Source organism: Bradyrhizobium sp. UFLA05-153 (assembly GCF_054185185.1).
In genome coordinates, this window is record NZ_JBBIAM010000031.1 from 1 (window position 1) to 13,069 (window position 13,069).

The 13,069-nt window shown below is 63.8% G+C and carries 9 protein-coding genes and 1 pseudogene; 3 read left to right on the forward strand and 7 right to left on the reverse strand.

Going from position 1 to position 13,069, the window contains the following annotated elements; genetic code table 11:
* Positions 1-116 precede the first annotated feature (116 nt).
* The 3 genes from Q2941_RS19880 to Q2941_RS19890 are packed head-to-tail and all read right to left on the reverse strand — an operon-like array spanning position 117 to position 4,717.
* Positions 117-1,766 carry an acyl-CoA synthetase gene (locus tag Q2941_RS19880; RefSeq protein ID WP_458193493.1) on the reverse strand — a complete coding sequence of 550 codons (1,650 nt, stop codon included), beginning with the start codon at positions 1,764-1,766 and terminating at the stop codon, positions 117-119.
* A 20-nt stretch (positions 1,767-1,786) separates the two neighbouring features.
* Positions 1,787-3,676, reverse strand: coding sequence for a TRAP transporter large permease (locus Q2941_RS19885; RefSeq protein ID WP_027523281.1), 1,890 nt, complete (start codon positions 3,674-3,676; stop codon positions 1,787-1,789).
* 21 nt (positions 3,677-3,697) lie between these two features.
* Positions 3,698-4,717: a TRAP transporter substrate-binding protein gene (locus Q2941_RS19890; RefSeq protein WP_027523280.1), complete on the reverse strand. Its 1,020-nt coding sequence runs from the start codon at positions 4,715-4,717 to the stop codon at positions 3,698-3,700.
* A gap of 463 nt (positions 4,718-5,180) precedes the next feature.
* On the opposite strand from Q2941_RS19890, the gene Q2941_RS19895 reads away from it, so the two are divergent.
* Entirely contained in the window at positions 5,181-6,377 is a 1,197-nt protein-coding gene (locus Q2941_RS19895) for a M24 family metallopeptidase (RefSeq protein ID WP_458193494.1), read from the forward strand.
* Between the two features lie 20 nt (positions 6,378-6,397).
* Here the strand turns inward: Q2941_RS19895 and Q2941_RS19900 are convergent, their stop codons facing one another.
* Complete coding sequence (locus Q2941_RS19900; protein WP_458193495.1) at positions 6,398-7,351, reverse strand: helix-turn-helix domain-containing protein; 954 nt, start codon at positions 7,349-7,351, stop codon at positions 6,398-6,400.
* A 169-nt stretch (positions 7,352-7,520) separates the two neighbouring features.
* Here Q2941_RS19900 and Q2941_RS19905 point away from each other — a divergent pair, with 169 nt between their 5' ends.
* Both Q2941_RS19905 and Q2941_RS19910 read left to right on the forward strand, forming a co-directional pair.
* Positions 7,521-8,771, forward strand: a complete 1,251-nt coding sequence (locus Q2941_RS19905; protein ID WP_458193496.1) for an acyl-CoA dehydrogenase family protein — start codon at positions 7,521-7,523, stop codon at positions 8,769-8,771.
* A gap of 138 nt (positions 8,772-8,909) precedes the next feature.
* Positions 8,910-10,235: a GDSL-type esterase/lipase family protein gene (locus Q2941_RS19910; protein WP_458193497.1), complete on the forward strand. Its 1,326-nt coding sequence runs from the start codon at positions 8,910-8,912 to the stop codon at positions 10,233-10,235.
* A 69-nt stretch (positions 10,236-10,304) separates the two neighbouring features.
* Here Q2941_RS19910 and Q2941_RS19915 read toward each other — a convergent pair whose 3' ends face one another.
* From Q2941_RS19915 to Q2941_RS19925, 3 genes and pseudogenes are all read right to left on the reverse strand, one after another.
* Positions 10,305-11,147 (reverse strand): hypothetical protein, encoded by an 843-nt coding sequence (locus Q2941_RS19915; RefSeq protein WP_458193498.1) that lies wholly within the window; start codon positions 11,145-11,147, stop codon positions 10,305-10,307.
* A gap of 150 nt (positions 11,148-11,297) precedes the next feature.
* Positions 11,298-12,287: pseudogene (locus Q2941_RS19920) on the reverse strand (PAS domain-containing sensor histidine kinase); the annotation flags it as partial.
* Between the two features lie 96 nt (positions 12,288-12,383).
* The gene (locus Q2941_RS19925; RefSeq protein ID WP_458193499.1) at positions 12,384-13,058 is read right to left on the reverse strand and encodes an HAD family hydrolase; all 675 of its coding nucleotides are present in this window, start codon (positions 13,056-13,058) and stop codon (positions 12,384-12,386) included.
* Positions 13,059-13,069: the final 11 nt, after the last annotated feature.

The window sequence follows — 13,069 nt, forward strand, 5'->3', positions numbered from 1 at the left end:
ATGTGTATAAGAGACAGTTGTGAAACCGTAGGCAGGCCGGGATTTTTTTCAAATCTTTTCCGGCCGTTTCCGGACTTTCACGGGAACCCGAGCCCCGATCGCACGCAACAGGCGAATCAGGCTGATATCGCCTTCGCCGAGTCCACCTGGTTGCGCAGCAGGAATTTCTGGATCTTGCCCGTGGACGTCTTCGGGATCGGCCCGAACACCACGGCCTTCGGGGTCTTGAAGCCCGACATATGCGAGCGGCAGAACGCGATGATGTCGGCTTCGCTGGCGCTCGCGCCGTCCTTCAGTTCGACGAAGGCGCAGGGCACCTCGCCCCATTTCGGGTCGGGTTTTGCCACCACGGCTGCGAACAGCACGGCCGGGTGCTTGTAAAGGATGTCCTCGACCTCGACGGAGGAGATGTTCTCGCCGCCGGAGATGATGATGTCCTTGGAGCGGTCCTTGATGATGACGTAGCCGTGCTCGTCGAGCACCCCGAGATCGCCGGTGTGAAACCAGCCGCCTTCGAAGGCCTCTTTGGTGGCATTCTCGTTCTTCAGATAGCCCTTCATCACGATGTTGCCGCGGAACATGACCTCGCCGATGGTCTCGCCGTCGCGCGGCACCTCCTGCATGGTCTGCGGATTGATGACGGTGACGCCTTCCTCCAGCGGGTAGGGCACGCCCTGCCGGCGCTTCATACGCGCGCGCTCAGGCGCGGACAGTTCATCCCAGCCCGGCTGCTCGGCGCAGACGGAGGCGGGGCCATAGACCTCGGTGAGCCCGTAGACGTGGGTGAGCCTGATGCCGATGCTCTCGGCGCCTTCGAGCACGGCGACGGGCGGCGCCGCGCCCGCAATCAGGCCAACGATGCGCCGCGCGGCATTTCCCTTGGGCGCATCGGGCGCGTTGATCAGCGTGTTGTAGACGATCGGCGCGCCGCACATGTGCGTGACGCCGTGCGTCTTGATCAGCTCGAAGATCTTGGTCGGCTCGACCTTGCGCAGGCAGACGTTGATGCCGGCCGATGCGGCAATGGTCCAGGGGAAGCACCAGCCGTTGCAATGGAACATCGGCAGCGTCCAGAGATAGACCGGATGCTGGCCGAGATTGCCGGCGAGGATGTTGCTGACGGCGTTGAGATACGCGCCGCGATGATGGGTGACGACGCCCTTGGGATTGCCCGTGGTGCCCGAGGTGTAGCTCAGCGCGATCGCGTCCCATTCGTCCTGCGGCGGGATCGCGTTGAAGCCGGGGGCGCCCTGCGCGACCGCTGCTTCATACTCGATCTCGCCGATACGCTGTCCGCCCTTGAATGAAGTGTCGTCGACGTCGATCACAAACGGCTTTGGACCCTTCATCTGCGCCAGCGCATCGGTGATGACACCGGCAAACTCGGGATCGACCAGGATGGTCTTGGCCCCGCCGTGATCAAGCTGGAACGCGATCGAGGGCGCGTCGAGGCGGATGTTCAAAGCATTGAGCACCGCGCCGGTCATCGGGACCGCGAAATGCACCTCGTTCATCGCAGGTACGTTCGGCAGCATGGCTGCCACGGTGTCGCTGACGCCGATGCCCTTGCCTGCCAGGTACGATGCAAAGCGCCGGCACCGCTCATAGGTCTCGGCCCAGGTGAAGCTGCGGCTTTCATAGACGGTGCTGACATGGTCGGGATAGACGGCGGCGCTGCGCGCGAGGAAGCTCAACGGGCTCAATGGCACGTAGTTGGCGGGCGTCTTGTCCAGGCCGATATTGTAGTGGTTCTGCCTCTTATTCATCGGCACACTCCCTCAACTCTTCAAAGGAATCCGATCGAAATCCACGGGAAGATCGCAACGATAATCAATCCCACCAGCAACGCCAGCAGGTAGCCCCAGATTGGCCTGATGCCTTCGGCGGGGTCAACGCGTCCAATCGCGCAGGCGGCATAATAGCCGACGCCGAAGGGCGGGGCGAACAGTCCGATGCCCATGGCGAGGATGATGACCATGGCATAGTGCACCTCATGCACACCGACGGCGCGCGCGATCGGAAACAGAAGCGGCCCGAACAGCACGATGGCCGGAATGCCCTCCAGCACGCTGCCGAGGATGGTGAAGGCCAGGATCGAAACCGCGATGAAGGAAGCCGAGCCGCCGGGCAGCCCGGTCATGGCTGATGCGAGCGAGCGCGAGAAGCCGGATTGCGTCAGGCCCCACGCCATGCCGGTGGCGGTGCCGATGATCAGCAGGATCGCCCCGGACAGCGCCGCAGTCTCGACCAGCATCGGAAACAGCCGCCGCCAGTCGAAGCGGCGGTAGATCAAAAGGCCGACCAGGACGCCGTAAACGATGCCGATCGTGGAGACCTCGGTGGCGGTCGCAATGCCTTCGACCACCGCGTAGCGGATCACGAAGGGCAGGGCCAGCGCGGGCAGGGCAATGACGAAGGTCTTGCCGATCTCGCCAGCCGTGGCGCGGCGGACATGGCCCATGTCCTCGTGGCGGTAGCGCCACCAGACCAGCATGCAGAGCGTCAGCGCCAGCACCACGCCGGGCAGCAGGCCGCCGGTGAACAGGGCCGCGATCGAGACGCCCGTGACTGAGCCAATGGTAATGAGCACGAGGCTCGGCGGAATGGTTTCGGTCTGCGCGCCGGTGGCCGCGAGGAGGGCGACGAGATCGCCGGGCCTGGCGCCGCGCTGCTTCATCTCGGGGAACAGGACCGGCGCGACCGCGGCCATGTCGGCTGCCTTGGCGCCGGAGATGCCGGAGACCAGATACATGGCGCCGACCAGCACGTAATGCAGCCCACCGCGGACATGGCCGAGCAGGCTCGCCAGGAAGGCCACCATGGCCCGGGCCATGCCGGTCATTTCGATCAACAACCCAAGGAACACGAACAGCGGCACCGAGAGCAGGATCAGATGGCTCATGCCCTCGTCCATCCGCCCGACCAGCACCATCACGGGCGTGCGCGTGGTCAACGCGAGATAGCCAAAGATCGCAAGGCCAAAGCCGAACGCAATGGGAACGCCAGCAAAGACGCAGAAGCCGGCGACGCCGACGAAGAAGATCACCAGGTTGAGATTGCCGAGCGGCCGCAAATACGGCTCGGCGAGCCAGAACGAACCGACGACGACGGCAACGGTCAGCGCGGCCGTCAGCACGGTCCGATAGTCGGCGGCGCGCAGCAGGCGCAGCACTGCGAACGCCGCCATCAGGCAGATGCCGACCGGCAGCGCCGCGGCGCGCCACATGTTCGAGATCTGCAGCGCCGGCGTGGTGATGAAGCTTTCCTCATAGGCGTAATCGTAGGACGGCCAGACGATCATCACGAGGAACGCCAGCGCGGCGCAGACCGCTACGAGATCGAGATAGGCCCGCATCGCCGGGCGCGCGCTCGCGACGATCGCCGTCATGCGCATGTGCTCGGAGCGGCGGAACGCCACCGCGGCGCCCAGCATCGCCAGCCACAGGAACAGGATGGAGGCGAGCTCGTCCGACCAGATCAGCGGCCGGTGAAATCCGTAACGCGCGACGACGCCGGCGAACAGGATGACGATCTCGGCGACGACCAGGATCGCCGCCGGGATCTCGACGATGAAGCCGAGCAGGCGCTCCAGCGAGGCCAGAAACGAAGGTCGGCGAGGGGACTGCACGGTCACCTCGCCCACCACCTCGGTCACCTGAACCTCGATATGAGCCATGACGGCCTTGATCTTGAGGCGTTACGACAGCTTGCCGACGGCCTTTTCCAGGAGGTCCCAGGCCTGATCGCCGTACTTGCCCTTCCATTCGGCATAGAAGCCGGCGCTGCGCAGCTTGTCGCGGAACGGCGCGGTTGCCGGCTGGTTGAAGGTCAGGCCCTTGCCGGCCAGCTCCTGCTGAAGGTTGGCATTGAGCTTGGCGGTGTCGGCGCGTTCCTTGATGGCGGCGGCATTGATGTTCTTGGCAACGATGTCGCGCACGTCATGAGGGAGCTTTTCCCAGGCGCGGCGGTTCGCCAGGAACCAGAAGCCGTCCCACATGTGGTTGGTCAGCGAGCAGTACTTCTGCACCTCGTAGAGTTTTGCGGTCGAGATGATCGCCAGCGGGTTCTCCTGGCCCTCGACGACCTTGGTCTGGAGCGCCGAATAGACCTCGCTGAAATTGATCGAGGCGGGCGCCGCGTCGAACGCCTTGAACATCGAGGTCCAGAGCGGCGAAACGGGCACGCGGATCTTGAAACCCTTCAGATCGTCCGGGCCGTTGATCGGCCTGGTCGAGGACGTGGTCTGCCGGAAGCCGTTATCCCAGATCTTGTCCATGACCTCGAGGCCGGCCTTCTTGATCTCGCCGCGGACATGGGCACCGAGATCGCCGTCCATGGCCTTCCAGACCGTGTCGTAGTCCGGAAACGCGAAGCCGATGCCGTTGATCGAGGCCGCTGGCACCAGCGTCGCAAGGATCAGGCCGGACAGCGTGAAGAACTCGACGCCACCAGAGCGGATCTGGCTCAGCATGTCGGTGTCGGAGCCGAGCTGGTTGTTCGGGAAGATCTGGAGGTCGAACTTGCCGCCGGTCTCGCTCTTGATCGCCGCAGCCATCTCCTTGGCTCGGATGTTCAGCGGATGGGTGTCCGGCAGGTTATTGGCGTATTTGTACGAAAACTCGGCCGTCTGGGCGCGCGCCACATGGGGTGCGCCGATACCGCTAACAACGGCGGTCGCGGCGGAGGCCTTGAGAAGCGTGCGTCGGGAAAAGCTCATCGGGGGTTTGCTCCCAAAAGGTTTGTTGTTGTTCTGAGATGCAAACCTATACGGACGGAAGGCCATGAGGTCATCTGCGATCTCGCGAGGTGTCGCTTATTGCAGCGGAGCCGGGCCGCGGCAATATCGGCTTTCGGAGGTGCGGGCTCACCACAAAACCTGGCAAAACAACCCCATGCAAAGTAGCGCCCGTTAGCGGCCACCAGGCTCAACGGCTGTGACGATTTGGGAGCTCAACCGAATGCGTGCTGTCAGGAATTCCGTGTAAATATCTGATCTAATTCGATATAAAAATATTCCATAATATACCTTATGCGAATTACGGATATGGGCTTGCAGATCAGGCCGGATATTTCCGCAGCTACCCAGAACCCCGCTCCCGGCTCACAATTAACTCTCCAAGCGAAGCCCAAGGCCAATCTCTACACAGGCGGCAAAGACCGCTGTTCCTGGGAGTCTCATCATGCCGAAGCATGTCGCGCGCGGGCCTGAGTCTCGGGCCATTCCATTCGATGCCGCCAAGCTCGACCGTCTCATGGAGGCCGCCGGCCTCGATGTGCTGATCGCGACCTCCAAGCACAATGTGCAGTACCTCTTGGGCGCCGAGCGCGCGATCTTCTTCGACTACATGGATGCGCTGGGCGTCAGCCGGTACCTGCCGGTCCTGGCCTATCCCAAAGGCGAGCCCGGGAAGGCCATCTATGTCGGGCACCGCCTGGAGACCCATCAGCGCGCGGTGGCGGCACCATGGGTGCCGCAGGTCAAGACCGAGTCCAACGGCTCGGTCGATGCCGTCACGCGCGCCGTCGACGCCTTGAAGGACGCTGGCGTGCCGATGAAGCGGGTTGGGGTCGAGATGGCGTTTCTGCCGATGGACGCCGGGCATGCGCTGGCCGACACCCTAGCCGATGGCGAGCTCTGGGACGCGCTCCTGCTGCTGGAGCGCCTGCGTGCAGTCAAGTCGGACACCGAGCTTGCCAAGCTCAAGACCGCCTCAGAGCTCGTGATCGCGTCCATGCTGGAGGTGATTTCGAAGCATGGCCCGGGTACGACCAAGCAGCAGCTGTCCGACGCCTTGCGCATCGCGGAGGCCCAGCGCGGGCTGACCTTCGAATATTGCCTGCTTGCCTGCGGCAACAGCCACAACCGGGCGCCGTCGCCGCAGCGCTGGGAGCAAGGCGATGTGCTCTCGCTCGACTCCGGCGGCAATTATCACGGCTATATCGGCGACCTCGCCCGCATGGCCGTGCTGGGCGAGCCGGATGGTGAATTGAAGGACCTGCTGGCCGAGATCGAGGCCGTCCAGCGCGCCGCCTTTGCCGCCGTGCGGCCGGGCGCGCTTGGCGGTGCGATCTATGCTGCGGCCGAGCAAGAGCTCGCGAAAATCAGCCAGCGCGACTGCACCGATTTCCTGGCCCATGGCATGGGCCTCGTCAGCCACGAGGCCCCTCGCCTGACCGCCGAGGGTCCGGTTCCCTACGATGATCCCGACGCACGGCTGCCGCTGGAGTCAGGCATGGTGGTGTCGATCGAGACCACCATGAAGCATCCCAAGCGCGGCTTCATCAAGCTCGAGGACACCGTCGTGGTGACGCCGACGGGCTACGAGATCTTTGGCGAAGCCGGCCGCGGTTGGAATCTCGGCGGTAGCGCGCTTTAGCGGCGTGGCTCCGATATCCGTCAGGTCCGCCGCCGATGCCGATAATCCCGTGGGGACAGTCCAAAGCGCTGGCGAAAATTGCGATTGAAATTCGAGAGGTCGCCAAAGCCCCAGCGGAAGGCGATGTCGGAGACCCGCATATCCATTGGTCCCTCAAGTTCGGCCGCGCAGCGGAGCAGCCTGTGCTCCAGCACGGTTTGCGCGAACGAGTGCTCCCACTCCTCGAACACCTTGTGCAGATAGCGGGTGGAAATCCGGAAATGCGTCGCGACGGAGGCGGCAGAGAGCGAGGGATCGGCGAGGTTGGCGTCGATGAACTTCAGGATGGCGGCGTGAAGCCCGCGGTGCAGGGACTGGCGCTGACCCATTCGCGCCTCCTCCGTCCCGCCGACTGAAAGCGCCACCAGATTCACCAGATCGAGGGCAAGGGACTCCGCTGCGTCCGCAGGCAGATCACTGACGCGGCCGGCGAGCGATTTGAGAAAGCTTATCGTGATCTCGCCCAGAGCGCCGGTGTTCGAGACGCAGATTCCCGTCGACCGGTCGGGCGCCTGCAGCAATGGTCGCAGCATGTGCCGCGGGATGCGAAACGAAAATACGTCCCAATCGTCCATGAAATCGAGAAAATACGGCCGCGTCGAATCGACAATGGCGAACTGGTTCGGTCCAACGATGGTCTCTCTGCCTTCCGTCTCGTAGCGACAGCGCCCCGCCAGTTGAAGGTTCACGAAATACACCTCCCGGGGCGACTTTCTGATCTCCGCATCCCCGCGGATGACGTGGTGAGCCTTTGACTGGACGGTCGTCACGTTGATGGTCGAAAGCGGCTGAGCCGTTACGCGGCTGGGAAACCGCCGCAGGTCTCGTCGCTCGGCAAGCTCGGGCCTGAGCGTCACGAAGGCCTCGCACAGCACTTCGCGCCAATAGGCAAACTGTTCGCGGTCGGGCAGCTCTTCGGTGTTCCAAATTTGCATCAGACCCACCTCTCCGCCTGGCATGGCGGCTTTGGCTTGTGTCCATCAAGCAAGATCGAGGCCATCGCCGTTCGCTCACGGCCAAGTTTTCATTCTCTCATTGCCAAGAAGCGATGCTGCGCCACGGCCGAAACTGGCAGCCAGTTCACACGCGAACCGGAGCTGCCAAATGACTGTAACCTTCAAGCTGAGCACCGATCAACTCGCGATCAGGTCGGGTGCGCGGGCTTTCGCGGAATCCGTGCTGACGGCGGTCAAGCCGGAAATCGACGAGTACGCCAAGCCGGACGAGCGCTTCTACGCGACGCGTCCTTTCTACGCGAAAATGGTCGAAGCTGGTTTCGTCAAGGCGCTTATTCCAGCAGAGTATGGCGGCGCAGCAATGTCGACGCTCAACTTCGCTCTCGGTGCCGAAGAGCTTGCGCGCGTCGATATCAACGTCCCATCGGCCGTGCTGGCGACGGGGCTGGGATTGCAGCCGGTCCTGCGGTTCGGAACCGAGCTGCAAAAGTCGGAATTCCTCAAGCCGTTCATCGAAGACGGCATGAGACTCGCTGCGCTGGCATTCACGGAGGTCACGGGAGGCGCCAATTTCGACACGCCCGATCCAAGGTTCGGGGTCCGCACCTTCGCCATTCGCGAGGGCGATGACTGGGTCATCAATGGCGAGAAGCACTACACGACCAACGGCACCGGGTGGGACGGCAAAGGCGCCCACCTCTACTCCGTCGTCTGCCGCACCGATCCTGGCAAGGGACCAGCCGAGTCGCTGGCGGTCATCATGGTCCCCGGCAACACGCCCGGGATCAAGGTGACCGGGATATTGGATACTCTGGGCCATCGCGCCACGATTTCACCCCGCATGCGCTTCGAGAATGTTCGCGTCCCCGCGCGCAACATCATCGGGTCCCCCGGCCAGGGCGGGAAGATCATCGGCACCGCCTTCGCATGGACGGCTGCGCTGATCGGGGCCGCGACGGTCGGCGTCATGCGCGCTGCGTTTGATTGCGCGCTGAATTTCGCGCGCACGGACAGGCGATCTGGACCGGTTCCTGTGATCGAGCACCAGAACGTCGGGTACATGCTGGCCGACATCAAGATGCGCATCGAGGCAGCCCGTTACCTGAGCTGGAAAGCCTGCGAGCAATTCGATCTGTCCGGAGGAAGCGATCACGAGCTTCCCCACATGGCCAAGGTGTATTGCTCAGAGCTCGCCGTGCAGGTCGTCTACGATGCCATGAGGCTGGTCGGCGTCGACAGCTACACGGATATGCATCCGCTCGCGAGCCTGATGCAGGATGCCCTCTGCTTCCCGCTCTACGACGGCGGAAACATGGGCGTGCGGCGGCGCCAGTTGCACGAGTTGATCAGGAGCCCGTCCTACGATCCCTTGGCGGCCGCCGAGGGGATTCACGACTAGCGGGCCCATGTCCTCGCTGAAGATCTTTCAGCCGCAGATCTCCGCGGGCCATGAGGCGTGAGCGCAGCGCATCTTGCCTGGCGGCAACCTTGGGAGCAGACTGCCCGCAACCAAAAATGGCACCGGGAGGAGACGCTGATGCAAGGTTTTGTGCGCGCCGTGGTGGCCGTTGTTGCCCTGCTTGCGTTGTCGGTGCCGGCGCGTGCGGACCGCTGGATCGCGAGTTGGACAGGCTCGGCCCAAGGGCCCTATCCGGCAGGAAATGCGACGGCGCAGCCCGAACTCCGATTTGCCTTCCCCTCTCCGGAGCTGGGCGCTCGGGATCAGAGCTTTCGCCTCGTCGTTCGGCCTGATGTGTGGGGAGGCCAAACCCGCATTCGGCTATCGAACGTGTTTGGAACCCGGCCGGTGACGTTCGACAACGTATTCGTCGGCTTGCAACACAGCGGCGCCGCGATTGTCGAGGGCACCAATGTCGCGGCTCAGTTCGGTGGCAAGTCCAGCATCACGATCCCTGCGGGCGAAAGCGTCGTCTCCGATCCCGTCACGCTGGGGTTTGTCGGCCCCTCCACCGCGGCGCTGCTCAGGGGCCGGAAGCTTGCCGTCAGCTTCCACGTGACCGGAGAGAGCGGTCCGATGACGTGGCACGCGAAGGCGCTGACCACATCCTATCTGACCGCGCCCGGCGATGGTTCCAGGAGCAGCGAGATCGCCGAGACCGGCTTCCCGTTCTCGACCACCTCTTGGTACTTCCTGGATGAGGTCGACATGAGCGTCGCCGATCGCACCCAACTAATCGTCGCCTTCGGCGATTCGATCACGGACGGTACCGGGACCACGATCAACGGCGATGACCGCTGGCCGGATGTCCTGTCGCGCCGGTTGCATGCGCGTTTCGGTGACGACTACGTCATCGTCAATCAGGGCATCGGCGGCAACCAGGTCGCAGGCCCGTCGGATTATTCCCCGGACAAGCCGTTTGCGGGTGGCCCCTCGGCGATCTCGCGGCTCGACCGTGACGTCATCAGCCTGCCGGGCGTCGCCGCGGTGATCTGGATGGAAGGCATCAACGACTTCGGGGCCGCCGACGCGGCCGTGGAAACGGTGGAGAACGGCTATTCCAACGGCGTCGCGCGGCTGCGCGAGCGCATCCCCGGCGTGACGATCGTTGCCGCGACCCTGACATCGGCGCTGCACAGCATCATCGCGACGCATGGCCGCGTTGAGGTCGACGCCAAGCGCAAGGCACTCAACGAGTTCCTGCGCACGAGCAAGATTTTCGATGGAGTCGTCGATTTCGACTCGGCGACGTTCGATGCCGCGACCGGTGAGATCAAGGCGGCGATGCAGCCTAATTCATCGACGGGTGGACCGGGTGACAAGCTCCACCCCAACCGCGCCGGATATGCCGCGATGGGCAATGCGATCGAACTGGAGATGATCACACCGCGCAAAGGCAAATAGAGCTTCGATCGGTTCGGTCATGCTTTCAGGAGCATCGCCCGGTTTTTTTCGGCGAGACGCGCACCAAGACTAGCGCAGCGGCAATAGCTCGATCTGGCTCTGCGCCTTCTTGACGGCGCTGGCGAACCAGCTCTGGTTCGGCGCCGCTTTGGCAAAGCATGCCGTGAACGCGGCCATCGCCTGATCCTCACGGGTCATATCGCCCCGCGGGTCCTTCTTGTTGATGGGCTTTGCCATCATCTGTTTCCAGACCTGCTCGCAGGCCGGGATCTCGGCTGTCTTCACGGCGTCGCGGACGGCGACGAAATAGACATTCTCGCCCTGGATCACGACCACGTCGATTTCGCTCGGCGGCCCCTTGATGTCGCCGTTGCCGCGCAAGCCCAGCACGGCGACCGCGACGCTCGCCGCTGCAGGCCTGGCGATCGGCAGCTCCGCATATTTGGCGAAGGCGGCGTCCTGGATCGCAGAGTAATAGAAGCGGTCTGACTTGAACGCGGCGCCCATCTCCTGCGGCATGCCGTCCTCGCGGTGCTCGCCGAGCCAGTGCTTGAGCAGAGCCATGGTCGTCACCACGGCCTCCGTCTTGTCGGCTTTGGAGTAGAAGGCGAGTCCGTCAAGATGGCCAAAGCCCGAGTCGCCCTTGAAGAGGGTGTCGACATTGGACTGTGGGTCAGCCGGAAGCCCTTTGATCGCGACAGGCCCGAGTCGGCCGCGCAACACCCCCGCGAGCTCCTTGAGCGCCGCCTCGTGCTGCTTGGAGGTCTCGTCGTTCTCCGGCGCTTTGGAGAATTTTTCGATGTAGCGATCGCGCAGGTCGAGGTAGCGCTGCTCGAGGTAGCGCTGCTCGGAACCGGCAGCATTTGCGCTAGTGACGCACATGAGCAAGCAGAGCAGGCTAAGCCACTTCATAACGATCCCGCCGGGTGAGGAGCTGTCTTCAGTCTTTGTGCCGGAGTTCCGCGGGAAGGTTCATTCCAAGGCGGGCGCCCTCGCCTTGCGCCGGCGCTAGCGCCGTTCTTCGGCTTTTTCGCGGGCTTTCGGATCTACGTCCTTCGCCTCGATGGCGCTGGCCAGCGAGTTGGCGAAATTGAATCCGATCAGCACCGAGGCCATCAGGATGGTCAGCGCGATCACTGCGAACATCACCGCGAAACCGACCTGGATACCGAGCCGGCGCGACTCGATCCGGGCATATTCGGCGACGCCCAGCTCTGTCCGCTTGACTTGCGCCACGACGCGAGGGTCGAGCTGACGCGCAATATAGAGGAAGGTGTCGTTGAAGGCGCGGAGCCGGATCACGGCCGCCATGTAATTGTTCTCCGGCAGGACCGCGATTTCGGGCTTGCTCTCACCGACATTGCTCAGGAACTCCGGAGCGGGAGGCGAATAGGCGAGCCGAACACCGGTATCGGCGCTTTCGATAACGGTGCCGTCCTTGTCCATCAGCACCGCAGTGGGCAGGTTGTGCGCCGCGGCGCTTGCCGTCAGCTGTTCGCGAAACGACCGCCGGTCTTGGTCATAGAGCGGACGAGCGTGTGCGATGTCGTTCGCCATTCCCAATATGTCGCCGCGGATCAGCTGCGCGTGATCCTGGACGTAGGCGCCCGCAATCGTCAGCGAGTTCTGGATCACCTCCCTGGTCGGGCCGGAGAACAGCCGGTCGAGGCCGCGCTCGATGGTGACGTTGGCAACGATCGCGACCAGCACCGCCGGCAGCACCGCGATCACCGAATACAGCCCCACGATCCGGAAATGCAGCCGCGCCGCCGCCCGCCCCCGCTGGCGCGCCTGCACCATCTGCCGGACCTTGCGAAAGATGACGCCGCCCAGCAGCAGGATGGTGCCGGCGTTGATCAGGAGGAAGGATCTGACGACCTTCGGGGTCGGTTCGATCCGGGTCATGTCGGTCAGGACCACGAAGGTCAGGAGGGCCGAGAGCAGCGCCAGTCCGACGACAAACGGCTCCAGCCAGCGTCGCAACGAGCCGCGCTTGGCCTCATCGGGTGGAGGTGTATCAAAGGATGCGGCCGAAGTATCTGCGCCGGTCATAACGATCCCGTGGGGTAAGGGCTGTCACCGGTCTTTGTGTCCGGGTTCCACGGGAAGGTTCATCTCGAGGCGGGCGCCCTTCTCCTCTTCCCGGCTTTAGCGCCGGCCGCCGACCTCATCGATCCGGCGCAGCATGTCGGCCGGATCTTCATAGACGCGGAAGGCGCCGGATTGGCGCAGCTCGTCCGGCCCGTAGCCGCCGCTCAAGAGGCCCACGCCAAGCGCGCGGCAACGGACGGCGGCCATCATGTCCCAGACGCTGTCGCCGACCACGACCGCCGTCTCGATCGGCGCGTTCAGCCGCGCGGCTGCCGCGAGAAACAAATCGGGATCGGGCTTTGCATATTTGACCTGGTCGCGCGTCACCACGGGCGTGCGTTGCGGATCGACGCCGAGCGAGGCGAGATTCACGGCCGCGGTCTCCATCCGGCCGCTGGTGGCGATCGCCCACGGGATCTTCGCCTCCGACAGCCATTGCAGCAATTCACGCGCGCCCGGCAGCGGGCGGATCTGGCCCGCCTGTTGCTGGTAGGATGCCGCATGCGCGCGACGCAGCCGGTCGATGCGCTCCTCGCTGATCTCCACCCCGATCTCGCGCAGGAGCTGGTTGGTGAAGAGACCACCGCTCATGCCGATCTTGCGATGGATGCGCCAGACCGAGAGCTCGATGCCCTCGGCATCGAGCGCGTGCTTCCAGGCGAGAACGTGCTGATAGACGCTGTCGACCAGCGTGCCGTCGAGGTCAAACAGGAAGACCGGTTCGATGCGCATGCAAGCTCTCC